A 25,294-nucleotide genomic window follows, 5' to 3' on the forward strand; every position below is an offset into this window, starting at 1 on the left:
CTGCAAAGATTTGGCTTGCGGTAGCAAAAACGGGGTGGGTGTGATGGGTCGGGTACGGACGACAGTGTGGGCGGCGGCCCTCGGCACGGCGCTGGCCGGTGTTCCCGCCGCCGCGTACGCCGGGGAGAGCGCGCCCCAGCCGCCGCCCACCTACCGTGCCGCCGACGGCGCCAGGACGATCGAGGGCACGCCCTCCACGGCGGACGCCCCGCTCATCGAGGCCGGAAACACCTACGAGGACACCATCGGGCCCGGGGACCGCCTCTACCGGCTCGTCCTGGAGCAGGACGGCTCCGACGCCTACGTCTCCGCCGTGCTCCGACCCCCGGCGGGCGCCAAGGTCTCCGGCAGCGACGGCGTCGCGGTGGAACTCATGACCACCGCCGGGCGCTCCTGCCCGGCGAGCATGGGGCGGGCGACCTTCGGCTACGACGCCGTGCCCCTCGCCGCCGCGGGGGTCCGCCGGGGCTCCGAGGACGGCGACTGCGCGCCCGCCGGCGTCTACTACGCGAAGGTCACCCGGACTTCGGCCAAGGGATCCGACCAGAGCCCCTGGCCGATCGAACTCAAGGTCCAGCGCGAACCGGGCCGCGGGCCCGGCGCCCCCACCACCGCGCCCAGCGGCTGGCCCACGGGAGCCCCGTCGCTGCCCGGCACCGAGGCGGTCGGTCGGGCCGGCGGTACCAGCTTCAACGACGCGCGCGCCCTGGGCGCCGGCGTGTGGCGCGACGAGATGCGACCCGGGCAAACCCGCTGGTACCGCGTCCCCTTGGACTGGGGGCAGCGGCTCGGCCTGGGGGCGGAGCTCTCCGCCGCGAAGAAGACGAAGGACTACACCTCCGCGTCGGGCGGACTGAGCGTCAGGCTCTACAGCCCGTTCCGGGGCCCGGTCTCGGGCAAGGACGTGTCCTACGACGGCGTGCAGGCCGGGCTCACCCTGGAGAAGACCGCTCCGGTCGACTACGGAAACCGCTTCTCCGGCGACCGCGGGGTGCGGCCCGTGAGCGTCGCAGGCTGGTACTACGTCGCTGTGACGATGGGCGCGAAGGTCGCCGATTTCACCGAGGACGCGGTACCGGTCCCGCTGACGCTGCGGCTGGAGGTCACCGGTACCGCGGCCAAGGGGCCCGCGTACAAGGAGGATCCGGCGTCGGGCGGATTCGCGGTCGGGGCCGATGACCGGACGGCGGCACGGGAGGGGCTCACCGCCCCGGAGGCCGCCGAGGCTGCCGGGACCCGCTCGTTGATGCGCGTCGTGGCGGGCGCAGGCTTCGGTACCGGGGCCCTGCTGCTGGCGGTGCTGGGCGGCTGGGTCCTGCTCGGCCGGCGGGACCGCGGCGCGGGCCCGTCCCTTCCGGGTCGGGCCGGCTGAACCCGCGTCGTCCGGTGCCGCGTCGTCCGGTGCAGTGGGGTCCTGCGGGGCCGTAGGGGCGGGGGCGCGCGCCGTCCCCGGAGGCGCCCGGCGGGCAGGGACTACATCTGCGTGAGGGCCCAGACGCCGACCGCGAAGCACACCAGCGCCGCGGCGAGCAGCGACGCCACCGCCTTCGGCGGAGGCGGGGCGATACCACCGCGCCTGCCGGCCGGCGCGCCGGCCGGGGAGGCCGGGGCCACCGTGGTGGGTGCCCCCGAGGTCCCCGGCGCGGTCGGCGGGGGCAGGTGGAAGCTGCCCGTCTCCGAAGGGCCGTAGGCGGGCGGCCCGTATGCGGGCGGAGGGACCGGGGCCGCGGCCTGCCGAGGGACCGGGTGCGCCGTGGCGGAAGCGCCGCGGGGGTCGGTACGGGTGGGCTCCGCCGCCCAGGTGGCGGCCGAGCCGCCCGGCGCCGCGGTGGGCGGCTGAGGGCCCGCGCCGGAAGCCGCTCCGGAAGCGGACGGCGCGGAGGCCGTGGACGGAGCGGACGGAGCGGAAGCGGGCTCCGAGCGGGCCGTGCCCGTCGGGCCGTCGGGGCCGAATCCGGTTGGGAGCGGACCGAGTTGGTCGAACACCTCCACCGGTTCCTCGCCGGGGGCGGGCGCGGGCAGGAGTTCAACGGCCCCGGCAAGGGCCTTGCGCGCCCCTGTGGCCGTCCGGAAGCGGTTCTGGGGGTCGGGTTGCAGGAGGTTCGCGACGACCTCCCAGAGCGGGCCGGGGACGCCCTGCGGGGCGTCCGGGGTCCCGTGCGCGCGGAAGTGGTCCACCAGGGCCTGGGAGTCGGGCTTGCTGCCCTTGAGGAGGTACAGCGCGACCAGCCCGACGGCGAAGAGGTCCGCGGCGAAGTCGGGCTCGGCGCCCATGAGTTGCTCGGGCGCGAAATAGCCCGGCGTGCCGACCACGTAGTCGGTCTCGGTCAGCCGGGGCTCGCCCTTGCGCATGGAGATGCCGAAGTCGGACAGCCGCAGGTGCGGCCGCCCGCTGCCGGTCGCCTCCATCAGGATGTTGGCCGGTTTGATGTCCCGGTGCACGACGCCTTCCGCGTGCACCGCCGCCAGGCCCGACAGGAGCTGGTCGAGCAGCGTGCACACGAAGCGGGGCGGGAGGGGACCGTAGTCCCCGATCACATGGCCGAGGGAGCCGCCGCCGACCAGGTCCATGGTGAAGAGGACCTTGTCGTCGTCGGCCGCCCAGCTGGCCGGTGCCAGTACGTGCGGGTGGTCGATCCGCAGCGCCTGCTCCCGTACGAACCGCAGGAGCGTGTGGGCGTCGCTCTGCAGAAGCACCTTCGCCGCGACGTACCGGCGACGGCGGTGGTCCCAGGCCCGCCACACGGCACCCGCGCCGCCGCGCCCGATCGGATCGATCAGCTCGTACCGGCCGGCGAAGACCTCACCCATCGCTGCGCCCGTCCCCCGTCACGCCTTGTCCCCCGTCACCTGTCGTCCGCCCCCGTGCGCGTCAGTTCTGGTGTGCCTCGTAGTGCGCGACCGCGTCCGCGGTGCGGCCGGCTCCGTACACCCGGAGGAACTCTGCCAGTTCCGGGTGGCTGGGGGCGAGGCTGTTGGCCGCGTCGATGATGTCGCCGGCCGCGGAGACCGAGCGCAGCAGCGACTGGATCTCGCGGACCACACGCTTGACGGTGGGCGCGCCGGACCCGGTGGTGGTCTGGCCGCTGCTGCTGAGGACGGATCCCCCCTGGGTCTTCTTGATCTCGTCCATGCGGTCGGCCGCCTCGGCGGCGCTGACGCTGCCGTCGGCCACCTGTCCGGCCAGATCCTGGAGGGCCTGGACGCGCTGGACCACCGCTGGGTTGCCGATCTTGGCGCGCTGGCCGCTCATCAGTTGGGAGAGCATGGGCGCCGACAGGCCGAGTACGGCAGCCAGGCGGGCCTGGTTCAGGCCGAGGTCGTCTATGAGCCTGCGGAAGAGCGCTCCCAGCGGCTCTCCGTACCAGCTGCGCTGGAGCTCTCTGGCTCTGGCCGTGGCCTCTTGCTGTACTGCGTCCACTCTTACTACTCCCCTTCGCTGGTGCGAACCTCGCGAGCATCTTACGGAGAGTGGTCGTGAGGCGGGAGTCCCTATCATTTTGCGAGATGAGGGGGTAAACCCGGTACTCTGTTCTGCGGAACGACCGCATCCCTCGCACGGGACAGGTGCGTCCAGTTCCACGGGGCCTTAGCTCAGTTGGTAGAGCGCTGCCTTTGCAAGGCAGATGTCAGGAGTTCGAATCTCCTAGGCTCCACACCACATGCCCCCCGACCTGCGGAAACGCAGGTCGGGGGGCATTTTGCGCGCCCTCGGGGCGACCATCTGTATGGTATATGCATCTATATGCCTGGGGGTGTGTGCAGGGCGCCCGTCCCCAAGTCGACGGGGGGCGGCGACGGTTTGGCCGCGGGCTCACGGGCCCGCCGGGCCGGCCGTCAGGCCGTGCGCTCGGCGGATCCGCCGCGCAGCAGGGCGGCGACCACGGCGCAGAGGGCGACGCAGACCACGGCGAGGCCCCAGAGCACGGTGTGGAAGGCGGAGTCGTAGGACTGGGCCAGGAAGCGGCCGAACGCCTCGGTGTCCACGGCGCCGGACATCTCGGTGGCGCGGGCGGGGCCGTCGAAGACGGTCGAGACGATCACCCACCACTTCCGGATCCTGCGCGAGGCCGGACTGGTGCGGCAGGTGGACCGCGGCAACAGCCGGGCCGCCACCCTGCGCCGGGAGGACCTGGAGGAGCGCTTCCCCGGCCTGCTGGCGCTGATCCGCACCAACCTCTGACCGGCGCGCGGGGCCCCGTACGACGAGAGACCCCTTCCGGCCCGTGGGAGGGGGGCCGGAAGGGGTCTTCGCCGTGCCGTGCGGGGATCAGCGGTCGCGCAGTTCCAGGGTGCAGCACTTCACGCTGCCGCCGGCCTTGAGGAGTTCGGACAGCTCGACGCCGATCGGCTCGAAGCCCCGCGCCCTCAGCTTCGCGTGCAGGCCGGTGGCCGCGGCGGGAAGGAGCACGTTGCGGCCGTCGGAGAAGGCGTTGAGGCCGAAGACGGCCGCGTCCTCGGCGGAGGCCAGGATCGCGTCGGGGAACATCGTGCGCAGCACGGCCTGGCTGCCCTGGGAGAAGGCCGCCGGGTAGTACATCACCTCGTCGTCCGACAGCACGGACAGCGCCGTGTCGAGGTGGTAGTAGTCCGGGTTGACCAGGGTCAGCGAGGTGACGGGCAGCCCGAAGAACTCCTGGGCCTCCGCGTGCGAGCGCGGGTCGGTGCGGAAGCCCGTACCGGCCAGCAGGCGCCGGCCGACGGTGAGGATGTCGCCCTCGCCCTCGTTGACGTACTCCGGCCACAGCGTGTCCGTGTAGCCGCGGCCCTCCAGCCACCGCAGGTACGCCGGACCCTCCGCCGTGCGCTCCGCGTGGCGGAAGCGGGCGCCGTAGACCTTGCCGTCCACGACGGTGGCGCCGTTGGCCGCGAACACCATGTCGGGCATGCCCTCCAGCGGCTCTATCTCCTCCACCATGTGGCCGAGTTCGAGGTACAGGTCGCGCAGGCCCTCCCACTGGCTCACGGCCAGCGCGTTGTCCGTGGCGTGCTGCGGGTTCATCCACGGGTTGATCGAGTACGTGACGTCGTAGTGCCGGGGCCGGCACATCAGCAGGCGGCGGCGCGTGGCGACACGGGCGGTGGACCCGGAAAGGTGCGGGGCGCCGGCGGGGGTGATGGCCTCGGTGAGCGGCACGGAGGGCTCCTTCTCATGGGGTGGTGATGGAAGCCCGGCGGCCGAGGGATGGTCGGCCGGCCGGATACGTCTGAAGCGGCTGATCGCTCCGTCCCATGGAAAAACGCCTCCGCATTGACCGGAAGGCTCGGAGGACACCGGCCAATCAACGCCCCTCACCAGGTCCGCACCCGAGTTGATTGTCCGTGCCCGTGATGTGTTCCGGGCAATCGCACGGCGCCGTGGAATGAGGTCATCAACCGGTTTCGCAAGGCGGGGAACGGAGCCGCACAACGGCCCGAGGCCTCCTGCCTGACCGTACCAACCTGTCCACCTGTTCCATCTGGAGGTACTTCCATGGCGCATCGCAACGTCGAACTGCTCGCAGTCGGTGCAGGTCCGGCGAACCTGGCGCTGGCGATCGCCGTCGAGGAGCTCGCTCCCGAGCTGGCCGGCGACACCCTGCTCATCGAGCGCGAGCGCGACATCGTGTGGCAGCGCGGCATGCTCCTGCCCGATGCCCTCAGCCAGGTCTCCTTCCTCAAGGACCTGGTCACCCTGCGCAATCCGACCAGTCGTTTCTCCTTCGTCAACTTCCTCCACGCGCAGGAGCGCCTGGACGCCTTCGTCAATCTCGCCAGCTTCGTGCCCTATCGCAGTGAGATATCCGAGTACCTGCAATGGGTGGCGGACGAACTCGACACGGTGAAGGTCGAATACGGCCGTGAATGCACGTCCGTCGAGCCGGTCACCGGAACGGACGGGGAGGTTTCCGGCTGGGTGGTGACGCTGGCCGACGGCGACACCATCAGCTGCCGCTACCTGGTCATCGGCGCGGGCCGCGACGCCCACGTCCCCGAGGTGTTCGCCGGCCTGCCGGCCGACCGGGTCATCCACAGCACGCAGTACAGCCAGCGGATCGGCGAGGTGCGCAAGGACCTGCCGCACCGGGTCGCCGTCGTCGGCGGTGCGCAGAGCGCGGCCGAGCTGTTCGGCGCAGCCCTGCGGGACCTGCCCGAGTGCAAGCCCACGATGATCATGCGCTCCATCGGCCTGAACGGGTACGAGAGCAGCAAGTTCACCAACGAGCTGTACTACTCGTCCTTCATCGACGAGTTCTACGAGTCCTCGCCCGAGGCCCGTCAGCAACTGCTCGCCGAGATGTACCGCTCCAACTACGGCGGCCTGGCCCCGGCCACCCTCGACGGCCTCTACCGGCAGTTCTACCAGGACCGCCGCAGCGGCGAGGAGCGCCTGGGCATGCAGCCGATGACCGACGTGGCCGCCGCGCGGATGGACGGCGAGGAGGTCGTCCTGACCCTCGTCGACCGCAAGTCGGGCACCGAGCGGGAGATGCGCACCGACCTGGTGCTGCTGGGCACCGGCTTCGTCCGCGCGATGCCGTGGGCGGTCAAGGCCCTCGCCGCGGCGATCGGGCTCGACGAGATCAACGTCAGCCGCAACTACCGGCTCGACCTCGGCCGCCCGGCGACCGCCGCCGTCTACCTGCAGGGCGTCAACGAGGCCACCCACGGCATCGCCGACTCGCTGCTCAGCGTGCTCGCGGGACGCTCCGCCGAGATCACCCAGGACATCCTCGCCCACCGCCGTTCCCGGTCGGCGGAGTTCACGGCCGAGGCGCGGGAGCTCGCCCTCGCCGGCGCGGTCTGAGCACCGCACGCCCCCACGAGCCACACCGCATGACGAGGAGAGACCGAACCACATGCTCACCAAGCAACTCGACCGCGAAGCACTGACGCACGAGAACGGTCTGGACGCCCAGCGCCTGCTGCCCTGGCCCGAACTCAACGCCCCCTTCGAAGGCTCCTGGTGCGTGATCCGCCCCGGAACCGCCTCGACGGCCCACGCCCACCACGAGTACGAGATCTTCATCGCCGTCGCCGGCTCCGCCGTCCTGGAGTCGGAGGGCGTCCGCAAGCCCTTCGTGAAGGGGGACATCGTCCACTTCACCCCCGGCACCGCACACCGGGTGATCAACGAGTCGGACGCGGACTTCGAAATGTATTCGGTCTGGTGGGACCTCGACATGACACAGCGGTTCGCAGCACGCCACGAAGGAGCCCCGGCATGACACCCCGTACGGTCATCATCGCGCCCCCACCGACCCCCAACGGGGACCTGCACACCGGGCACCTGGCGGGCCCGTACATCGCCGGCGATGTGTACGCGCGCTACCTGCGCGCGTCCGGCCGTCCGGTGGTCTTCACCAGCGGCACCGACGACAGCCAGACCTACGTGGTCTCCAGCGCCGCGCGCGCCGGTCTGACCCCGGAGGAGCTGGCGCTGCGCTCGGCGACGCAGATCCGCGCCACCCTGGAGGCGGCCGGGATCTCCGTGGACGGCTTCGCGCCCTTCGACAAGGGCTACCGACAGACCGTCGTCGACTTCGTCACCGACCTCCACACCGACGGTGCGTTCCGGCTGAAGACGGTGCGGCTGCCCTACGTCGAGGCGACGGGCGAGTACCTCATGGAGGGCCTCGTCGCCGGCGACTGCCCGGTCTGCCTGGTGGAGAGCCGCGGCGGACTCTGCGAGTCCTGCGGCCATCCCAACAACTTCGACGAGCTGCTGCGCCCGCGCTCCACCGTCGACCCGGACGCCGTCGTCACGCACCGCGAGGCGCAGATCCTGGTGCTGCCGATGGAGGAGTACCGCGACCGGCTCGCCGACTACTACGTCCGCCACCGCGACATGCTGCGCCCGCACACCGCGCAGCTCATCCGGGAGGCCCTGGACCGGCCCCTGCCGGACTTCCCGATCACCTACCCGACCGGCTGGGGCATCCCGGCCCCCTTCACCGAGACCCCGGACCAGGTCCTCAACGCCTGGGCCGAGGGCATGGCCGCCTCGATGTACTGCACCTGGTGGGCCGCCGAGCAGCTCGGTGAGCACGCCGACCGCTACGACGAGCACTGGCTCGCCGAGCACGGCATCGAGCTCGTCTACTTCCTCGGATTCGACAACGTCTACTTCTGGGGGATGACGCACCTCGCGCTGCTGATGGCGCACGGCGACCGGTACGTCGAGCCGCACGCGATCATCTCCAACGAGTTCTACGAGCTGGAGAACCAGAAGTTCTCCACGAGCAAGGGCCACGTGGTGTGGGCCGCCGACCTGGTGGCCGAGGTACCGCGGGACCTGGTCCGCTTCTACCTGGCGCTGACCGCTCCGGAGCACTCCCGCACGAACTTCAGCCGCGAGGCGCTGGAACAGCTGTCGGCCGACCGCCTGGTCGAGCCGTGGAACCGGCTCGCAGGCCGCCTGGAGGAAATGCTGGCCGGAACACCGGCCGACGCGGTGCTGCCGCTGTCCGAGACCGGCGCCGAGCACGCCGCCATCGTCGTCGAGCGCTTCCGTTCCCACTACGAGCTGGAGAGCTTCAGCCTCCACCGGGCCGCCGACCTCCTGGTCGTCCACCTGGACCGGCTGCTGAAGCAGGCCGACCGCGTCGCGGTGGACGTACCCACCGACCTGGGCGACCTGGTGCTGGCCGTCCGGACCCTCATCGCGTGCGCCGCCCCGCTGCTCGTCGACCTCGCGGCCCGTGCCGAGCAGGCCGGCGCCGATCTGACCCTCCCGGCCGGCACGACCGCGGCCACCACCGTCGCGCCCCTGCGACTCCCCCTCCTGTCCACCGTCGTGGGGGCCTTCGAGCCCCTGCCCGTGCCGGTCGACGTCCGAGCCTGACCTCCCGAGGAGCACCCGTGTCCACGATCGCCCCGCCCCGACCCAATCGGGCAGAACGACTGCTCATCCCCGCGACGTTCATCACCAACCTGGGCAACGGCATCCAGCTCACCGCCGCTTCCTACCTGGTGTTCACCGAAGCCAACACCATGCTCGCGGTGAGCTGGCTGATGATCGCCGTCACCATTCCGCAGGTGGCGCTGTCCCTGTTCTTCGGCAAGCTCGCCGACCGCTTCGACCGCCGCACCCTGGCGATGATCTCGGACCTGGCCAGCGCGGCCGCCGCGATCGGCCTGCCCGTCTGGCTGGCCCTCGGCGGGAACCCCTCGACGGTCAGCTACGTCGCCAGCTTCATCCTGTCGATCTCCGCGGCCCTCTTCTTCCCGGCCAGCAACGCGCTGATCAAGGAGCGCATCCCGGAGTCCCGGCTCGCCCAGTTCAACGGCAACTCCGAGATCGCCATCCAGGCCGGCACGCTCGCTTCCGCGGCCCTCGGCGGCTGGGTGATCGTCTGGGTCGGCACCACGTCGCTCTTCTACTTCAACGCGATCACCTTCCTGGTCTCGGCCGCCCTGCTGTTCTTCATCGGCCGCCGTCCGGCGGGCGAGGCCACCCGTGCCACCGAGGCCGCCGCCAAGGCCGCCGCCGCGACGGTCGCCGCCTCCGCCACCCGCCCGCCGCTGGCCCGTCTGGCGCTGCTCTACATCATCGGCAACATCGTCATCATCGTCGGCAACAGCATCATGCTGGTCCTGGTCATCGACGGCTTCAAGTCCAACGCCGGCTACCTCGGCATCGTCGACGCCCTGTTCGGCATCGGTGCGCTCTTCGCGGCCTGGGCCTTCAAGAAGATCAGCTCCAGGGCCACCGTGCTGAAGACGGCCCTGATCGGCTACCTCGCCTTCGCGGTGCTGCTGTCGCTGGAGTCCCTGCACCTCTACGCGATGATGGCCGTCATCCCCTTCGCCGCCATCGCCTTCTGCGTGGCGCGCATCTCCGCCCGCACCGCCCTCATGAGCGCGGCCCCCGAGGAGAAGACGGGCTTCGTCTTCGGCGCCACCAACGCCTTCGGCCTCGCGGCCGGCACCGCCGCCGTCGTCCTGATCTCCCTGCTCGTCGACTCCACCAACGTCAAGAACGGCTTCTACGCCCTCTCCGTCCTGGTCGTCGTCATCGCCTCGCTCACCATCCTGTCGCTGCGCAAGCACGACCGTGAGGTCGCCGCCGCTGAGGCCGCCGCCAAGGCCGCCGAGGCCGCCGAAGAGTCCGAGCCCGTCGCGGCCGCCGAGGCCGCCGAGCCCGTCACGGCCGGGGCCGAGGCCCGCGAGTCCGTCCCGGCCAGGGTCTGAGAGGAGGACCGGACATGAAGCTGCTCGCCATCGAGGCCAGCCAGAACGCCACCTACTACGTCTCCCGCTACCAGCAGATTGAGGAACGCGGCGCCCAGGTCTTCGTACTGAACGGCATCGGAACCGAGGACTTCTGGGACGCGGACCGCTACCGGATCGCCGGATCCAAGCACATCGAGGACATCGTCACGGCCGCCAAGGCCTGGCACGCGGAGGAGGACTTCGAGGGGGTCCTGACCTTCTCCGAGTCCGGGGTCGTCACGGTGGCGGTCGTCGCCGAGGCGCTCGGACTGCCGAGCATCGGCTTCGAGGCCGCCCGCACCAGCCGCAACAAGCTGCTCATGCGCCAGGCGCACGAGCGCGGCAGCGCGGCGCATCCCGGGTTCCGCTACGCCCCCGACGTCGAGGCGGCCCTGGCCGCCGGCGAGGAGCTCGGCTACCCGCTGATCCTCAAGCCGACCCTCGGCGCCGCCAGCAACTTCGTCTTCAAGGTCGACGACCCCGAGGAGATGCGCGCCCGCTTCGCGGACGCCACCTCGGGCATCGAGACCATGACCTGGGCGCTGATGGAGGCCGACGGCCTGGACCTCGGTCCGCACGGGATCATCGTCGAGGGCTACCTCGACGGGCACGAGCACCTCATCGAGGCGCTGGCCTGGGACGAGGAGGTGTACCTCGGCTCCATCGTGGACCGGATCACCGTCGAGAGCGGAACCTTCGACGACGACGTCCACCACGCGCCGAGTTCGCTGACCCCGGAGCAGGTCGCCGCCGTCCACGAGGTGGTCCGGGACGCGGCCCACGCGCAGGGACTGCGCCGGTCGGTGCTCCACGCCGAGGTGCGCTTCCACCAGGGCAGGCCCTTCATCCTGGAGATCGCGATCCGCCCCGGAGGCGGCGGGCTCGACCACATGGCCCGCATCAGCGCCGGCCACGACCCCATCCAATGCGTGTCGGACGTGGCCCGCGGCATCCGGCCCGACGTCTCCCACTACGCGCCGACCGAGGTGCACACCGCCGCGATGTGCCTGATCAGCGGCGCCGGCACGGTCGAGTCGATCGACGTGCCGAGCGAGGTGGCCGAGGACCCGGCGCTGTTCTTCCTCAAGATCACCGCCACCCCGGGCAGCGTCATCAAGCGGCCGCCCGCGGGCAACAACATCCTCGGCTTCATCGGGGCCACCGGCACCTCCTTGACCGAGGCGCTGACCGCCGCACACGTCGCGGCCGGCCGCATCCGTACCGAGATGAGGCCCGAGCATGGCTGAGACCGTCCGGCGCACCGCCACCAGGCGCCACTACCTGATGTGCCGGCCCACCCACTTCGAGGTGAGCTACGCGATCAACCCGTGGATGAACCCGGACAAGCCGATGGACGCGGCTCTGGCTCTGGCCCAGTGGGAGCGGGTCCGGGACCTGTTCCTCGGCCTGGGCCACGAGGTCTCGTACATCGACCCGGTGCCCGGCCTGCCGGACATGGTGTTCTCGGCCAACGGCGCCACCGTGGTCGACGGGAAGGTCCTGATCGCGAAGTTCCGCCACCAGGAACGGGCGGCCGAGGCCGACGCCTACCGGGCCTGGTTCGAGGAACACGGCTACACCGACATCAAGGTCCCGGACCGCGTCAACGAGGGCGAGGGCGACTTCGCCCCGGCCGGCCGGCGGATCCTGGCCGGCGCGGGATTCCGCAGCGACCCCGGCGCGTTCGAGGAGCTCCGCGCGTTCTTCGGCCTGCCCGTGGTCGGCCTGGCCCTGACCGACCCCCGCTTCTACCACCTGGACACCGCGCTGTGCGTCCTCGACGACGACCTGGTGATGTACTACCCCGCCGCCTTCTCCGACGAGAGCCGGGCCGTGCTGCGGGAGCTGTACCCGGACGCGATCCTCGCGACCCGGGAGGATGCCGAGGCCTTCGGCCTCAACGCGGTGAGCGACGGACTGAACGTGGTCCTGACGGAGACCGCGACCGGCCTGATCGATGAGCTGAGGGCCCGCGGATTCGAGCCCCACGGCGTGGACATGTCGGAGCTGCTGAAGGCCGGCGGCGCGGTCAAGTGCTGCAGTCAGGAGATACGGGCCACGTGATCGACTACGACGGCAGGAGTTTCCGCAACACCGGATACCCGAAGGACGAGGACGCCCCCGTCGGCCACTACCGCCAGGAAGGGGACCTGCTCTGGGCCGACTTCGACGGGGGGCCCGTCCGCCGCGGTTCGCTCAACGGGCGCGTGGAGCCCGACGGCAACCTCGAATTCGCCTACACGATGGTCCTCGCGAGCGGTGAAGTGATCGCGGGCAGGTGCTGGAGCACCCCCGAGTTCCTCGACGACGGACGGATCCGGCTCAACGAGCGCTGGGAGCGCTACGGGGCCCACTCGGACAGCGGTGAATCCGCATTGGAGGAAGTACGGACATGACCCCGCCCACGACCCCGCTCCGCGGGGGGAGCGTGACCTGGGCCTGCACCAGCGGATTCAGCCCGGTCTTCATCTTCCCCTTCACCCCCGGCGAGTACTACGGGGTGGCCAACCTGCACGAGTTCCAGACACTGATGTACCGCCCGCTCTACTGGTACGGCTCCGGCGGCCAGCCGACGGTCGACTACGAGCGCAGCCTCGCCGAGCCCCCGGTGTGGAGCGAGGACGGCCGCACGGCGACCATCACCGTCAAGCCCTACCGGTGGTCGAACGGCGAGACCGTCAACGCCGACAACGTGATGCTGTGGATGCACCTGCTGGAGGCTGAGAAGGACAGCTTCGGCGGATACACGCCGGGCTTCTTCCCGGACAACCTGACCGGCTACCAGAAGGTCGCCGAGGACAAGGTGAGCTTCACCTTCGACCGCGCCTACTCGCACAACTGGGTCCTGATGAACCAGTTCAGCACCATCACCCCGCTGCCCAGGGCGTGGGACCGCACCGGCGACGACCGGCCGGCCGACGCCACCCACGACCCGTCCCAGGCCTCGGCGGTCTACGCCTACCTGAGGGCCTGCAACGACGAGCGCAAGAGCTGGGACACCAGCCCCGTCTGGGGTGTGGTCAACGGCCCCTGGAAGCTGACGCGTTACACCATCGACGGGGTGTCGGGCGAAGCGGTCCTGACGCCCAACGAGAGCTACAGCGGCCCCAACAAGCCCTACCTGGACGAGTTCCGGCTGATTCCCACCGGCTCGGACACCGAGCAGTACGAGATGCTGCGCCGCGGACCCGAGGCGGTCGACGGCGTACAGGTCGGATTCCTGCCCTTCGACGAGGTCACGGAGCCGGCCGAGGACCTGCTGGCCGGCGGGCCGAACCCGCTCGGCGAGCACTACGACCTCGTCCCCCAGCTCACCTACAAAATCCATTACTTCCCGATCAACTTCAACAACCCCACCGTTGCCGGAAAAATCTTCAAGCAGCTCTACTTCCGCCAGGCACTGCAGTCCTGCCTCGACTCCCGGGGCGCCATCCGCGACGTCTACAAGGGCTACGGCTACCCGACCACCGGGCCCATCCCGGCGCTGCCCGACAGCCCGCTGCTCTCCCCCGCCGCGCACGACGACCCGTACCCCTTCGACGTCGAGGCGGCCCGGACCTTCCTGACCGGGAACGGGTGGGACATCAGTTCCACGCCGGGCGTCTGCGTCCGTGAGGGCACCGGCCCCGGTGAGGCGGGCGAAGGCATCCCGGCCGGCACTCCGCTGCGGTTCTCGATGCGCTACGCCGCGGGGCACGAGACCCTCACCGAGGTCATGCGAAAGTTCGCCGCCGACGCCGCACGGGCCGGCATCGAGATCGTGCTGACCGAGGTCGAGGCGAGCGTCCTGGTCCTGGAGGACACCACCTGCACCCCCGGTCCCGACAGCCCGTGCCTGTGGGAGTTCAGCGACTGGAACGGCGGCTGGGGCTACGGCCCGGGCTTCTACCCCACCGGTGAGGCCCTCTACTCCAGCGGATCCTCCGTCAACTTCGGCAGCTACAGCGACCCGAAGGCGGACGAGCTGATCGCCCGGACCGTGGTCAGCGACGACCTGGAGGACCTGTACGCCTACCAGGACTACATCGCACAGCAGGTTCCGGTGATCTGGATGCCCAACTTCCCCTTCCGCCTGCTGGAGGTCGCCAAGGGCCTCCAGGGCGTCGCCCCGATCAACCCCTTCGGACTGATCAACCCCGAGGACTGGCACTACGCCGGCACGGCCGCGGAAGAGGCGGAGGCCCACTGATGTACCGGACGCTGCTCGACCTGCTCGACCTGCACCAGGCCCGCTACCGCCTGATCGACCACCCGGCCGAGGGCCGCACGGACCTCGCCAGCGTGCTGCGCGGGCACCCGCTGGAGCAGGCCGCCAAGTGCATCATCGTCCGCGTCAGCATCACCAAGCGGGTCGGCAAGTACGTGCTCGCGGTGGTCCCCGGAGACCGCCAGGTCGACCTGGCCGCGGTCGCCGCGCTGTTCGGCGGAGGCCGCACCGCCTTCGCCACCCCGGAGATCGCCGAACGGCTGGCCGGCAGCGTCTGCGGCACCGTGATGCCGCTCAGTTTCCACCCCGACCTCCACCTCGTCGTGGACGAGGGCCTGGCACTCACCGAAGAGATCTACTTCAACGCGGCCCGCCTGGACCGCTCCGTGGCCCTGTCCACCTCCGACTACCTCGCCATCGCCAAGCCCGTGCTGGCCGCGATCGCGACGGCCGGGGACCGGGTCCTGACCAACTCCGCGAGGTGACGAACATGACCGATGACGCCCACACGACCGATGACGGCGTGGTGATCCTGGTCGGCAGCGGACAGCGCGCCTACCGCGAGTACCTGCTCGCGGGCGCGGCCCGCCGGCGCCCGATCTGGATCCTGGACGCGGCCGAACCGACCTGGCAGCGCGACCACGTACTGGGCTCCACCACCGTGGAGCTGCTCGACCCGCAACGCCTCGTGCCCGACACGGAAGGCCTGATCAAGGCTGCCGAAGCGGTCGCCGCCGAGCACCGCGTGGTCGGCGTGTTCAGCTACGACGAGACGCTCGTCGTGACCACGGCCCTCATAGCCGAGCGGCTCGGCCTGCCCGGACTGACCTTCCGGGGGGCGGACAACTGCCGCAACAAGCACAACACCCGGCAGCTGCTGACCGCCGCCGGGCTGCCCCAGCCGCACTTCGCCTACGTGACGGGAGCGGACGAGGCGCTCGCGACGGCCGACGCCTTCGGCTACCCGGTCGTCCTGAAGCCCCGCGGCATGGGCGCCAGCATCGGCGTCATCAAGGTCGACGGCCCCGAGGGGGTCCGTGCCGCCTTCGAGGTCGCGGACGCCGCCAGCCGCGGCGGGAACAGCGACTACGAGGGCGGGGCGCTGGTCGAGGAGTGCGTCATGGGCCCCGAGATCAGCATCGACGGCACGGTCTTCGACGGCGCCTGGAGCCCGCTCTTCCTCGCCCGCAAAGAAGTCGGCCTCGCGCCCTACTTCGAGGAGACCGGGCACACCGTCAGCGCCACCGACCCGCTGCTCGCCGACCAGGAGCTGCTGCGCGTGCTGCGGGCCGCACACCGGGAGCTGGGCATCGGCTACGGGATCACACACACGGAGGTGAAGCTCACCACCCGAGGTCCGGTGATCATCGAAGTGAACGCCCGCCTCGGCGGCGACCTGATCCCCTACCTGGGCAGCCTGGCCACCGGCGTCGAGCCGGGCGAACTGGCCGCGGAGATCGCCTCGGGCACCCTGCCGGAACGGGAGCCGACGCTGTCCCGCACGGTCGGCATCCGCTTCCTCTACCCGCCACGGAACGGCACGGTCCGGTCGATCGACGCACCCGCCGTCACGGACGTGCCGGGGCTGCTGGAGGTCAACGTGATGGTGCCCGCCGGCACGGAGCTGCTGCTGCCGCCGGACGGCTACCTCAGCCGCTACGCCAACCTGATCTGCGCCGGCGACGACTTCCTGAGCTGCGAGGAGTCCCTCGCCAAGGCCGAGGCGCTGACCACCATCGTCCTCGACAGCTGACGCGTCGGGAACCGGACACCAAGAAAGGAGGAGGGTGATGTCGGCGAGGGTAACGGTAGTGGGCGCGGGCGTGATCGCGCTGCTGACGGCGGTCGAGTGCGTGCTCGACGGACACCGGGTCACGATCGTCGACCAGGGGCCCATCCCGCACAGCCGGGCCACCTCTTTCGACCAGCACCGGATCCTGCGAGCCCTGCATCCCGCGGACCCGCAGACCACCGGCGCCGCCCTGCGGGCACACCGGCGGTGGATCGAGCTGGAAGAGCTCCTCGTGACGCGCTTCTACGAGCAGGTCGGTGCACTCACCGTCGTGCCGCCGGCGGCGGCCGCGGACGGGGCAGCCATGATCGTCAGGGCCGGGGGGAGGGCGACGGAGCTGACCTCGGCCGGCCTCGCCGACCGCTACCCGCACCTGCACCTGGACGGCGGCCTCGGCGGGGTGCTGGAGACCGAGGCGGGCGTTCTGCTGGCCGAACGGGTCCTCGCGGCATGCGTCGGCTGGCTGAAGTGGCAGCGCGGCATCGAGCTGATCGAACACCGGCCCGTGACCGCCGTCGACGCCGATAGCGGCACGGTACGGCTGGTGGACGGGCAGGTGCTGCACGGCGACGCGGTCCTCATGGCGGTCGGCCCCTGGTCGCGGGACCTGCTGCCGGCGGGCATGTCCGAACAGCTCACGCTCTACCGGCAGTCCCTCCTGTATTGCAGGGTGCCGCGGCGGCAGGCGGCCGCCTGGGCCGCCACCCCGGCCGTGCCCGCCCTCGGTACGAGGGGCGGAGCCTGGCTGATCCCCCCGGTGGCGGGCACGGCCCTCAAGCTCACCTCGGCCACCGCCTGCCGGGCGGTGGACGCGATCACCGACTACGCCACCGACCCGTACTGGCAGCGCAAGCTGGAGAAGGAGTTCGGGGACGTCCTCCCCGGCTTCGGGCCGGCCTGGGTCGCCACCGCCAAGGACGCCTACTACTCGGCGTTCGCGCCCACCGGCGGCCCGTTGGTCGTCGCCCTCGGCAGCGCGGGATACGCGTACGCGGCCTGCGGCGGGACGTCCTTCAAGTTCGCGCCGCTCATCGCAAGGTCGCTCGCCGACCGGCTGGGCGGCCGCAGCCCCGCACCGATCGGTGTCGGCGCGCTCGACGGGCCGCTGGACGTCCACGCCCCGCAGCTCGCGGGCCTGTGAGCGGGGGGCCGGCGTGACACCGAAGGAGCGGGCCGCGGTCACGGTGGACGACGTGCGTCGGCTGGCGCTCGCCCTGCCGCGCACCCAGGAGCATCTCGTCCGGGACCGGGTGAAGTTCCGGATCGGCAGGATCGTCTATCTCGCGCTCTCCCGGGACGAGAGCGAACTGGGCTTCGCCTTCCCCAAGGAGGAGCGGGCGGCGCTCGTCGCCGCCGAACCCGCGAAGTTCTTCCTGCCCAGGGAGTCGGATCTGCGCTTCCACTGGGCGCAGGCCCACCTCGCCGCCCTGGACCGCGAGGAGCTGACGGAACTGGTCACCGAGGCCTGGCGGATGGTGGTGCCGGCGAGGGTGGCCCGCGAACACCTCGACCGCCCCCCGGCGGGGACCGCGGCGGGAGACCCGGCGGGCCCGGCCCCGGTCCCGTCACCGCCCACGCTGGCCCGGCTGCATGCCGCGGCGGAGGTGTTCAACGGATTCGCCGGCGTGGACCGCAGCTGGCTGGCACTGCGCGAGGAGACCGGCGCCCTCGACCTCTCCGCCGCCGCGCACCGCACCGCCCTGCACCGCTGGCTCAACTCCTGGGGATGCCGCATCCGTTACCCGCGCGAGGGCGAGCCCGACGCCTTCGGGGCGGGACTCGCGGCCTGGTGGGAGCGCCACCGGGGGATGCCGGACGCGCCGCTGGCGGCGCTCGGCCCCCGCGAGATCTCCCGGCTCGCGAAGGCCTACGCGGAGCTGGCGGCCGTACCGGTCGGCCGCCGCAGCCTCGGCCCGACCGCCGCCTCCAAGGCGCTGTACGCGCTGCGCCCCGCCTCGGTCATGCCCTGGGACGCGGCCATCGCGGAGCGACTCCACGGCGCCCGGGACGGCGACGCCTTCGCCCGCCACCTGCGGACCGGCGGTGCCTGGGCGCGCGCAGTGCTCGCCGAGGCCGGAGGGTTGCCCGAGGCTTCCGTCTGCGCCGATCTGGGCAGGCCGCACGTGTCCCTGGCCAAGATCCTCGACGAGTACCTGTACGTGACGATCACCCACGGCGCGCGGACGCCGCCCCCGGCGGGAGCCGCCGGCTGAGAACGGCGCGGTCCCGCGGACCGGGCGGCCAGGCCCGCGGCGCGGCCTGCGGCGCGGACCGCGGGCGCCGGCCTACCGCGCCGCCCGTGCGGGCACCTGCGCCGCCGACCGCGGCGCCCCGGCCGGGGACTCGTCCGTCGGGTCCGGCTGGGTCAGCGCGAAGGCCCGGGCCATGGGCGTGAGCCCGTACTCCCCGGGCACGTCGGAGTGGTCCAGCAGGCCCGCGTCCAGGAGGCGTTCGAGGAGGTCCTCGACCGGCTGCGCGGAGCGCTCCACCAGGACGGCGAGCGCGTCCGCGGACTCGTACACGACGTTGTCCACCGAGGGCGGTCCGTCCGACCCGGCGAACTGCCTCAGCACCAGGCGGGCCCACGGGGTCAGCTGGCGGTAGGCGCTGTCCAGGCGGGTGACGAGGGCGTCGTCGCCCACCTGCAGCCGGCCCAGGAACCGGCCCGGTTCCCCGGGCCCCTCGCCGACCAGGTCGGACACCGCGTCCTGGAGCATCCACTCCGGACGGGCCGCCAGCCGGCGCGCGGCCAGGTTCAGGGCCAGCGGCAGGTCTCCGCAGGCCTCGGCCAGCCGCAGGCAGGAGCGCGGATCGGTGCCGACCCGGTCCGCGCCCAGCGACTGGGCGAGCAGGTGCATGGACTCGTCGCGGTCCAGGACGGGCATCCGCAGCCGGCACACCCCGTCGAGGCCGAGCAGCCGGGAGCGGCTGGTGATCACGACGCGGCTCTCGGGCGCGGCGGTCAGGAGCTCGCGCACCTGGCGTTCGTGCTGCACGTTGTCGAGCAGCACGAGGATCCTGCGGCGGTCGAGCACAGACCGGTACAAGCCCATTCTCTGCCCAGGGTCGTTCGGGATCCGGTCGGCCGGGATACCGAGCGCTTCGAGGAAACCGCCCGCGATACCCGCGGCGTCCTTGCGGCCGTCCGCGGCGGGGTCGAGGTTCGCGTAGAGCTGTCCGTCGGGCAGGGCCGTCGCCAGTTCGTGGGCCAGCCGCAGGGCGAAGGCGGACTTGCCCGCACCGACCTGACCGCTGATTAGCAGGGGGACCGCGGCCGGCTGGCCGCCGTGCGCGGGCGCGGTCAGCGACCTGGCCTGCTGGATCAGCTCGACGCGTCCCACCAGGGCGCGGGGCGCCATCGGCAGCTGGGCCGGCGGGGGCAGTACGGCTCGTACGTCGGCGGCGCGCAGTTCGTTCTCCTGGTGCTGCTGTACGGCCTTGGCCGCGGGGCGGGGGTTGCCGTCCTCGGGCACGGGGCGGGCCGCCTCGTGCCACCGGCGTTCCCAGGTGGCGCGGTCACCGCCGCAGGCCTCGGCGAAGGCGAGGGCCACCTGGAGGGTGGGGAGCCGGTATCCGGCGGCCGCGTCGGAGAGCACCGACGCGGAGAACCGGGCCCGCATGGCCATGTCGCGGTAGCCGGGGCTGCCCGCCGCGGCACGCAGACTGCGCAACTCCCGGGCGAACGCGGTGACCGGTCCGGCATCGGGGGCCAGCGGTCGCTCCAGTCTTCCCACACCCGTCTCCTTTGGCACTCGCTCTGTCCGCGGCCCGTCGAGGCCGGCCCGTGAACTGTCCGTGCCGTGCTTCCTGATCTGCTACCGGATGCTTACCGCCAGCGAGGAGTAACCCCTATGATCCGGTTGACATGGCCTGGCCAGGGGTCTGTTGAGGGGGGTGGATGTCCCATGCCTGGGGCGGATGCGGAGTCAGGTGAGAGACCAACGGACGGGGCAGGGGGGACTCTGCTGCGGTTCAACGTGCTCGGATCCCTTGAGGGGTGGTTCGGACAGGCACGGCTGAGGCTGGGGGGAGCGATTCAGGAACGCGTCCTCTGCATGCTGCTGCTGGAATCCGGCCGGGTGGTGCCGGTCGCCCGGCTCGTCGAGGCGACGTGGGAGCAGGACCCGCCGGTGACCGCCGCGCACCAGGTGCGCAAGGCCGTCGCGGACCTGCGCAGGCGCATACCGGCCGGCACCGAGGTGATCGCGACCGACGGGCCCGGCTACCGGGCGGTGGTGACGGACGACCAGGTTGACCTCCTGGAGTTCGACGCGCTGACCGGGAAGGCCGGCCAGGCCCTGCGGGAGGGTCGCCGCCCGGCGGCCGCCGAGGCGCTGCGGAGCGCCCTCGCGCTGTGGCGGGGCTCGGTCCTGTCCGGTATGGGCGGCCGGGTGATCGAAGCCGCGGCGACCGCGCTGGAAGAGCGCAGGCTGGCCGCGGCGGACCAGTTCTTCGACCTCAGCCTCGCCCTGGGGGAGTCCGGCGATCTCATCTCCGGCCTCCGCGCGCTGATCACGCAGCACCCGCTGCGGGAGACGCTCCGCGGGCAGCTGATGCTGGCCCTCTACCGGTCGGGGCGGCAGGCGGAGGCGCTCAAGGAGTACGGGGAGGTCCGCGAGCTGCTCGTGGACGAGCTCGGGATCGATCCGGGCCCGCGGCTGGCCAGGTTGTACGAGGCGATCCTGCGGGACAGCCCCGAACTGGCCGCTCCGGAACGCCCGGCAGCCGAGCCCGCGGCACCAGCCGGCGCGGTGCCCGAACCGGATGTTCCCGCACCGGCGGCGGCACCGGAACCGGCCTTCCCGGTCCCGGTACCCGCCGTCGGGCCGCCGGCCCCGGCGGAGCGGGTTCCCGGACAGCCGCAGGCGCCACCGCACGCCGCGGCCACCTCCGGGGACGCCCCGTGCACGCTGCCCTACGACCTGCCGGACTTCACGGGCCGCACCCGCGAACTGGCCGAGCTGTTCGACTACGCCCGGGGCAGCGGCCGGGGCGGCGACCGGTACGCCCGCGTCGTCGCCGTCGACGGCATGGGCGGCATGGGCAAGACCACCCTCGCGGTGCGGGCCGCCCACCAGCTGGCCGACCGGTACCCCGACGGGCAGCTCCACATCGACCTGCACGGATTCACTCCCGGCGGCAAGCCGGTGTCGGCCGCCGCCGCCCTCGACAGCCTCCTGCGCACCCTGGGCACCCCGGGCGACCGCATCCCGGAGGACCTGGAGGGGCGCAGCGCACTGTGGCGGACGAAGCTGGACGGGCGGCGGATGCTGCTGCTGCTCGACAACGCCGTCGACGCCGCGCAGATCCGGCCGCTCCTGCCGGTCTCGCCCGGCAGCCTGACGCTGATCACGAGCCGCGGCCGGCTCCTCGACCTCGACGGCGTCGAGTGGGTGTCCATCGGGATGATGGAGCCCGAGGACAGCACCAGCCTGATGACCGAGACGCTCGGCGAGGCCAGGGTGGCGGCCGAGCCCGAGGCGTCCGCCGAACTGGCCCGGCTCTGCGGCCACCTGCCGCTCGCCCTGCGCATCGCGACGGCCCGGCTGCGCAACAGGCCGCGCTGGACGGTGCGGTACCTGGTCGAGCGGCTGCGCGACGAGACGCGCCGGATGGACGAGCTGAGCTCGGGCGAGCGCAGCGTGGCGGCAACCCTGCGCCTGTCCTACCTGGCCATGGACGAGGAGTACCGGACCGCGTTCCGCATCCTCAGCCTGTACCCGTGCGCGGGCACCGACGTCTACTCGGCGGCCGCGCTCCTGGGGACGTCGGTCCGTGACGCCGAGGACGCGCTGGAGTTCCTGCTCGACGTCCACCTGGTGCGTCAGCCCGACATCGGTCTCTACACCTTCCACGATCTGGTGCGCAGTTTCGCCCAGAGCCTGCGGGGTCCGGCGACGGCGGACGACGACGCGGCGGCGGTCGAGCGGCTGCTCAGCTACTACATGACGGCCTCGGACGCGGCCTGCGAGGTGCTGTTCCCGGGCCGTGAGCGCAGGCCGAGCGGCATCGCGCCGTACGAGGGTGAACGGCCCGTCTTCAGGGATGCCGAGCAGGCCCTGAACTGGTTCGTCCGCGAGCAGGCGGGACTGCTCGCGGCGGTGGCCCTCGCCGAGCGGTCCGGTCACGACCGGTACGCGGCCTGCCTGAGCCGAAACATCGGCTTCCACCTGTACGCACAGGGGCAGCTCGACGCGTTCTGGAGCGTCGGGCATCTCGCGGTGGCCGCCTCCCGGCGGCTCGACGACCTCTCGCTCCTCGGCATCAGCCTGTCCAACCTGGGAGCCGCCTGCTGGAAGCTGGGGCGGTTCGAGGAAGGACTGGAGGTCGCCACGGAGGCGCGCGACACCGCGATCCGCGCCGGGGACCGGCACACCGAGGGGCACAGCGAGTCGACCATCGGGCTGCTGATGACGATGCTCGGGCGGTACGCGGAGGCCCTGCCCATCCTGGAGCGGGCCGTCCGCCTGGCCAAGGAGCTGAGCGGCCCCGCGACGGCCGCCGAGACGCTGACCATCCTCAGCACCCTGTACGAGCGGTGGGGACGCTATCCGGAGGCGGCCGACGCAGCCCGTGAGGCGCTGGAGATCGCCCACGGCCGGGGCAACGAGATCATGGCCCTGACCGATCTGGCCTTCGCCCAGGTGGGTCTCGGCGAGTACGCGGACGCGGACGCGGGCCTGAAGCGGGCCCGCGACCTGTGCGACGAGACCCGGTCGCCGGGCGACGTCGCCCTGGTGTTCGCGCTGTCCGCCCGGGTCGCCATGGAACGGGGCGACACCTCGCAGGCCCGGACGTTCGCCGAGCGGGCGCTGGTCCTCGGGCGGGCGAGCGGAGCACCGATCCGGCTCGCCAAGGTCGAGAACATCGTCGGCCAGCTGCACATGAGATGGGGGGAACACGAGGCGGCCATGGCGATGCACTCCCATGCCCGCACGATCGCCTCGTCGATGAGCTTCCGGGCCGAGGAGGCCTTCGCGCTCGTCGGCCTCGCCCATGCGGCCGAGGTGTTCGGCGATTCCGCGGCGTCGGCCGAATACCGGGCGGCCGCCGAGGAGTTGTTCGACTTCATGGATTTGCCGGCGCATCGCAGGGCCTACTGACCCCGCACGTGGAAGTGCCCCGCACCGGGATGTGTGGTGCGGGGCACTTCCGTCGCGTGCGCTACAGGCCGGTCACTTGCCGGTGGGGCCCGGGGAGGGGAGGCCGGGACCCCGGTCGTCCGCGAGCACCTCGTACCCGGAGGGCTGGCCGGCGTCCGCCGTACCGACCGTCACGCCGGTGCCGATCACCAGGGCCGCCGCGATGATCCCGATCAGTCCGACCAGCTTGCTGCGCATGTTCTGAACCCCCTGGTGTGTGGTGCCCGGTGCGCGGTTCCCGTGTGGTGCGGTGGCCGCTCTCGACAGGACAAAGACTCGTCGAGGCGATTACCGGTCCGTTCCCCTCTCGATACCGCTCGTGACGGCCGGGCGGGAACGGCCGTTCCCGGTCCGTTCCCGGTCGGGTTCGGTGGCCGCCGCGATCCGCGATCCCCTGGCTCCGACCAGCACGTCCGTCCTCGTGGTGCCCCGTTCGTACCCGGCCAGGTCGAGCAGGGCGCGCACGGTCGCGCGAACGCCCGCCTGCTCGCCGTCGGGCAGCGGCGCCGCGTTCCCCTCCGGGGTGATCCCGGCGACCAGGTGCATGCCGTCCACCGTGAGCGTTTCCACCTGGAACTTGGCTCCCGTCAGGAGCTCCTCGACGAGGTAGGGGGCGGAATGCCGTGCGGTGACGGCCCGTTCGGCCCACTGGTCGAGTCCGGAGCGGTCGTGCACCGGTACGGTCCACCAACAGCCCGCCTTGTCAGCTGACTTGATGACCACCGGAAGGGGGAAGTCCTCGGCCAGGGTGCGCGCCTCGGCGATGGAACGGGCCTCTTCCGCGCGGACCGCGGAGGTCCGGCTCTGGTTGAGGATGCGCCGGATCGCCACCGCGTCGGGCAGCCGGCCCGTCGGCTGCCCGACCGCCGGCGACAGTTCCCGCAGCAGGTCCTCGGCGGCGGCGGCGCCGCTCCCGAGCCCTCTCTCCAGGTCGCTCGCGAGGTACAGGACGTGGCCGATGCCGTGCTCGGCGACCGCACGCGCCAGCACGTCCCGCAGCGCGAGCGGGTCTGCGAAGTCGACCCGCAGGAGCCGGTGCGCGGGCAGGCCGGCGGGGGGCTGCGGGTGCGGGGGGCCGGAGCCGGTGTCCGACACCACCCAGACGTCCAAACCCGCCGTGACCGCGGCGTCCAGGAGCCCGGGCCCGGGCCCGACCAGTACGACCCGCTCCGCGGCCTGTTTGATGATCACAGAATTCTCCTCCATCGTGTCCCACGATGTTCGCGGCGTGCTTTCCCGCTTCCTTCCCGACGTGTTCCCATGGGGGTGCGGGGGCCCACGTCCCCCGGACGGCCCCGCCACGGGGCCGGCCGGCGCCGGGTGGCAGACAGTGGGGAAGGGCACCGAACCAGGGGGGACCAGCACGCCGGAGGCGTATGCACATGGGACTCTTCGACTTCCTGAAGTCCGACAGGCACAAGGCCGACGAGGCGGCCGCGAAGGCACGGGAACAGGTGGTCCAGCAGCCGGACCCGGCGGCGCGGCCCCCGGCGGGCTCGGCGGCCGACGCCGCGGCGGCCACCAAGGCCGCCGCCGAACGCATGGCGGCGGCCGCGCCGGCCCGGCCCTCCCCCGCGACCCCCACGCCCGCTTCGGCGGCCCACAAGGCCGTGCCGGCCGCCCCCAGGCCGGCCACGAGGCCGAAGCCGGCGCCGCTCTCGACGGCGCGCGGCGCCGCGCACACCCCCACACCGCACTCGGCCGCGCACAAGGCGGTGCCCGCGGCTCCGGTGGCCAGGCCTCCCGTCTCGGCCGGGCACCGCACGTACACCGTCCGGGCCGGTGACTCGCTGGCCGGGATCGCCCACCGTGAGCTCGGCAACGAGGCCCGCTGGCGCGAGCTCTACGCGATGAACCGGGGCGTCATCGGAGACACCCCGGACCGCGTCAGCCCGGGCATGGTCCTGACCCTCCCCACCTGAGCACGCGCGGAAGGGGCGGCGGCCGGACCATCGGGTC

At 72.1% G+C, this 25,294-nt stretch carries 22 protein-coding genes, 1 tRNA gene and 1 pseudogene; 17 read left to right on the top strand and 7 right to left on the bottom strand.

Annotated features, from left to right (window positions below; all coding sequences use genetic code 11):
- Window positions 1-43 precede the first annotated feature (43 nt).
- Window positions 44-1,372, top strand: a complete 1,329-nt coding sequence (locus tag ACFW2G_RS05265; protein WP_384449111.1) for a hypothetical protein — start codon at window positions 44-46, stop codon at window positions 1,370-1,372.
- Window positions 1,373-1,473: 101 nt separating this feature from the next.
- On the opposite strand, the gene ACFW2G_RS05270 is transcribed toward ACFW2G_RS05265, so the two are convergent.
- Window positions 1,474-2,811, bottom strand: a complete 1,338-nt coding sequence (locus tag ACFW2G_RS05270; RefSeq protein ID WP_384449114.1) for a serine/threonine-protein kinase — start codon at window positions 2,809-2,811, stop codon at window positions 1,474-1,476.
- Between the two features lie 61 nt (window positions 2,812-2,872).
- Window positions 2,873-3,421 carry a transcriptional regulator gene (locus ACFW2G_RS05275; protein WP_031156000.1) on the bottom strand — a complete coding sequence of 183 codons (549 nt, stop codon included), beginning with the start codon at window positions 3,419-3,421 and terminating at the stop codon, window positions 2,873-2,875.
- 162 nt (window positions 3,422-3,583) lie between these two features.
- On the opposite strand from ACFW2G_RS05275, the gene ACFW2G_RS05280 reads away from it, so the two are divergent.
- Window positions 3,584-3,656, top strand: a tRNA-Ala gene (locus tag ACFW2G_RS05280).
- Between the two features lie 181 nt (window positions 3,657-3,837).
- On the opposite strand, the gene ACFW2G_RS05285 is transcribed toward ACFW2G_RS05280, so the two are convergent.
- Window positions 3,838-3,987 (bottom strand): hypothetical protein, encoded by a 150-nt coding sequence (locus ACFW2G_RS05285; RefSeq protein WP_384581011.1) that lies wholly within the window; start codon window positions 3,985-3,987, stop codon window positions 3,838-3,840.
- A gap of 49 nt (window positions 3,988-4,036) precedes the next feature.
- Here ACFW2G_RS05285 and ACFW2G_RS05290 point away from each other — a divergent pair.
- Window positions 4,037-4,183, top strand: a pseudogene (locus ACFW2G_RS05290) (transcriptional regulator); the annotation flags it as partial.
- Between the two features lie 87 nt (window positions 4,184-4,270).
- Here ACFW2G_RS05290 and ddaH (ACFW2G_RS05295) read toward each other — a convergent pair.
- A complete protein-coding gene (gene ddaH, locus ACFW2G_RS05295) occupies window positions 4,271-5,137 on the bottom strand; it encodes a dimethylargininase (RefSeq protein WP_384581013.1) in 867 nt (288 codons plus the stop codon).
- Window positions 5,138-5,473: 336 nt separating this feature from the next.
- Between ddaH (ACFW2G_RS05295) and ACFW2G_RS05300 the strand changes: the two genes are divergently transcribed.
- The 12 genes from ACFW2G_RS05300 to ACFW2G_RS05355 are packed head-to-tail and all read left to right on the top strand — an operon-like array spanning window position 5,474 to window position 18,406.
- Window positions 5,474-6,787: a lysine N(6)-hydroxylase/L-ornithine N(5)-oxygenase family protein gene (locus ACFW2G_RS05300; RefSeq protein WP_384581015.1), complete on the top strand. Its 1,314-nt coding sequence runs from the start codon at window positions 5,474-5,476 to the stop codon at window positions 6,785-6,787.
- A 52-nt stretch (window positions 6,788-6,839) separates the two neighbouring features.
- Window positions 6,840-7,208, top strand: coding sequence for a cupin domain-containing protein (locus ACFW2G_RS05305; protein WP_037920456.1), 369 nt, complete (start codon window positions 6,840-6,842; stop codon window positions 7,206-7,208).
- Window positions 7,205-8,824 carry a class I tRNA ligase family protein gene (locus ACFW2G_RS05310; protein WP_384449122.1) on the top strand — a complete coding sequence of 540 codons (1,620 nt, stop codon included), beginning with the start codon at window positions 7,205-7,207 and terminating at the stop codon, window positions 8,822-8,824. Before ACFW2G_RS05305 ends, ACFW2G_RS05310 begins: the two co-directional genes overlap by 4 nt.
- 17 nt (window positions 8,825-8,841) lie before the next feature.
- Window positions 8,842-10,173 carry an MFS transporter gene (locus tag ACFW2G_RS05315; RefSeq protein ID WP_384449125.1) on the top strand — a complete coding sequence of 444 codons (1,332 nt, stop codon included), beginning with the start codon at window positions 8,842-8,844 and terminating at the stop codon, window positions 10,171-10,173.
- Window positions 10,174-10,187: 14 nt separating this feature from the next.
- Window positions 10,188-11,441: an ATP-grasp domain-containing protein gene (locus ACFW2G_RS05320; protein ID WP_384449128.1), complete on the top strand. Its 1,254-nt coding sequence runs from the start codon at window positions 10,188-10,190 to the stop codon at window positions 11,439-11,441.
- The gene (ddaH, locus tag ACFW2G_RS05325) at window positions 11,434-12,258 is read left to right on the top strand and encodes a dimethylargininase (RefSeq protein ID WP_037920466.1); all 825 of its coding nucleotides are present in this window, start codon (window positions 11,434-11,436) and stop codon (window positions 12,256-12,258) included. The genes ACFW2G_RS05320 and ddaH (ACFW2G_RS05325) overlap by 8 nt, the downstream gene beginning before the upstream one ends.
- Complete coding sequence (locus ACFW2G_RS05330) at window positions 12,255-12,590, top strand: hypothetical protein (RefSeq protein WP_037920467.1); 336 nt, start codon at window positions 12,255-12,257, stop codon at window positions 12,588-12,590. Before ddaH (ACFW2G_RS05325) ends, ACFW2G_RS05330 begins: the two co-directional genes overlap by 4 nt.
- Window positions 12,587-14,383, top strand: coding sequence for an ABC transporter substrate-binding protein (locus ACFW2G_RS05335; RefSeq protein WP_384581017.1), 1,797 nt, complete (start codon window positions 12,587-12,589; stop codon window positions 14,381-14,383). Before ACFW2G_RS05330 ends, ACFW2G_RS05335 begins: the two co-directional genes overlap by 4 nt.
- On the top strand, window positions 14,383-14,886 hold the full coding sequence (locus ACFW2G_RS05340; RefSeq protein WP_037920470.1) for a YbaK/EbsC family protein: 504 nt from the start codon (window positions 14,383-14,385) through the stop codon (window positions 14,884-14,886). The genes ACFW2G_RS05335 and ACFW2G_RS05340 overlap by 1 nt, the downstream gene beginning before the upstream one ends.
- 5 nt (window positions 14,887-14,891) lie before the next feature.
- Window positions 14,892-16,154 (top strand): ATP-grasp domain-containing protein, encoded by a 1,263-nt coding sequence (locus ACFW2G_RS05345; protein WP_384581019.1) that lies wholly within the window; start codon window positions 14,892-14,894, stop codon window positions 16,152-16,154.
- A gap of 37 nt (window positions 16,155-16,191) precedes the next feature.
- Window positions 16,192-17,334, top strand: a complete 1,143-nt coding sequence (locus tag ACFW2G_RS05350) for an NAD(P)/FAD-dependent oxidoreductase (RefSeq protein ID WP_384449136.1) — start codon at window positions 16,192-16,194, stop codon at window positions 17,332-17,334.
- Between the two features lie 13 nt (window positions 17,335-17,347).
- A complete protein-coding gene (locus ACFW2G_RS05355; protein ID WP_384449139.1) occupies window positions 17,348-18,406 on the top strand; it encodes an MmcQ/YjbR family DNA-binding protein in 1,059 nt (352 codons plus the stop codon).
- A 72-nt stretch (window positions 18,407-18,478) separates the two neighbouring features.
- Here the strand turns inward: ACFW2G_RS05355 and ACFW2G_RS05360 are convergent, their stop codons facing one another.
- Window positions 18,479-19,927, bottom strand: a complete 1,449-nt coding sequence (locus ACFW2G_RS05360; protein WP_384581021.1) for an NB-ARC domain-containing protein — start codon at window positions 19,925-19,927, stop codon at window positions 18,479-18,481.
- 321 nt (window positions 19,928-20,248) lie between these two features.
- Here ACFW2G_RS05360 and ACFW2G_RS05365 point away from each other — a divergent pair, with 321 nt between their 5' ends.
- Window positions 20,249-23,296: a BTAD domain-containing putative transcriptional regulator gene (locus ACFW2G_RS05365; protein ID WP_384581023.1), complete on the top strand. Its 3,048-nt coding sequence runs from the start codon at window positions 20,249-20,251 to the stop codon at window positions 23,294-23,296.
- Window positions 23,297-23,368: 72 nt separating this feature from the next.
- Here the strand turns inward: ACFW2G_RS05365 and ACFW2G_RS05370 are convergent, their stop codons facing one another.
- Both ACFW2G_RS05370 and ACFW2G_RS05375 read right to left on the bottom strand, forming a co-directional pair.
- Window positions 23,369-23,533, bottom strand: coding sequence for a hypothetical protein (locus ACFW2G_RS05370; protein ID WP_157840211.1), 165 nt, complete (start codon window positions 23,531-23,533; stop codon window positions 23,369-23,371).
- 90 nt (window positions 23,534-23,623) lie between these two features.
- Window positions 23,624-24,526, bottom strand: a complete 903-nt coding sequence (locus ACFW2G_RS05375; protein WP_384449147.1) for a hypothetical protein — start codon at window positions 24,524-24,526, stop codon at window positions 23,624-23,626.
- Window positions 24,527-24,717: 191 nt separating this feature from the next.
- On the opposite strand from ACFW2G_RS05375, the gene ACFW2G_RS05380 reads away from it, so the two are divergent.
- Window positions 24,718-25,257, top strand: coding sequence for a LysM peptidoglycan-binding domain-containing protein (locus ACFW2G_RS05380; RefSeq protein ID WP_384449150.1), 540 nt, complete (start codon window positions 24,718-24,720; stop codon window positions 25,255-25,257).
- Window positions 25,258-25,294 lie beyond the last annotated feature (37 nt).

The sequence above is a fragment of the Streptomyces sp. NPDC058880 genome (genome assembly GCF_042742535.1).
Classification (GTDB): Bacteria; Actinomycetota; Actinomycetes; order Streptomycetales; family Streptomycetaceae; genus Streptomyces.

Coding starts and splice junctions, on each gene's coding strand:
- ACFW2G_RS05265 (WP_384449111.1), top strand. CDS start 44: ATGGGTCGGGTACGGACGACAGTGTGGGCGGCGGCCCTCGGCACGGCG.
- ACFW2G_RS05270 (WP_384449114.1), bottom strand. CDS start 2,811: ATGGGTGAGGTCTTCGCCGGCCGGTACGAGCTGATCGATCCGATCGGG.
- ACFW2G_RS05300 (WP_384581015.1), top strand. CDS start 5,474: ATGGCGCATCGCAACGTCGAACTGCTCGCAGTCGGTGCAGGTCCGGCG.
- ACFW2G_RS05305 (WP_037920456.1), top strand. CDS start 6,840: ATGCTCACCAAGCAACTCGACCGCGAAGCACTGACGCACGAGAACGGT.
- ACFW2G_RS05310 (WP_384449122.1), top strand. CDS start 7,205: ATGACACCCCGTACGGTCATCATCGCGCCCCCACCGACCCCCAACGGG.
- ACFW2G_RS05320 (WP_384449128.1), top strand. CDS start 10,188: ATGAAGCTGCTCGCCATCGAGGCCAGCCAGAACGCCACCTACTACGTC.
- ddaH (WP_037920466.1), top strand. CDS start 11,434: ATGGCTGAGACCGTCCGGCGCACCGCCACCAGGCGCCACTACCTGATG.
- ACFW2G_RS05335 (WP_384581017.1), top strand. CDS start 12,587: ATGACCCCGCCCACGACCCCGCTCCGCGGGGGGAGCGTGACCTGGGCC.
- ACFW2G_RS05340 (WP_037920470.1), top strand. CDS start 14,383: ATGTACCGGACGCTGCTCGACCTGCTCGACCTGCACCAGGCCCGCTAC.
- ACFW2G_RS05345 (WP_384581019.1), top strand. CDS start 14,892: ATGACCGATGACGCCCACACGACCGATGACGGCGTGGTGATCCTGGTC.
- ACFW2G_RS05350 (WP_384449136.1), top strand. CDS start 16,192: ATGTCGGCGAGGGTAACGGTAGTGGGCGCGGGCGTGATCGCGCTGCTG.
- ACFW2G_RS05365 (WP_384581023.1), top strand. CDS start 20,249: ATGCTGCTGCTGGAATCCGGCCGGGTGGTGCCGGTCGCCCGGCTCGTC.
- ACFW2G_RS05370 (WP_157840211.1), bottom strand. CDS start 23,533: ATGCGCAGCAAGCTGGTCGGACTGATCGGGATCATCGCGGCGGCCCTG.
- ACFW2G_RS05380 (WP_384449150.1), top strand. CDS start 24,718: ATGGGACTCTTCGACTTCCTGAAGTCCGACAGGCACAAGGCCGACGAG.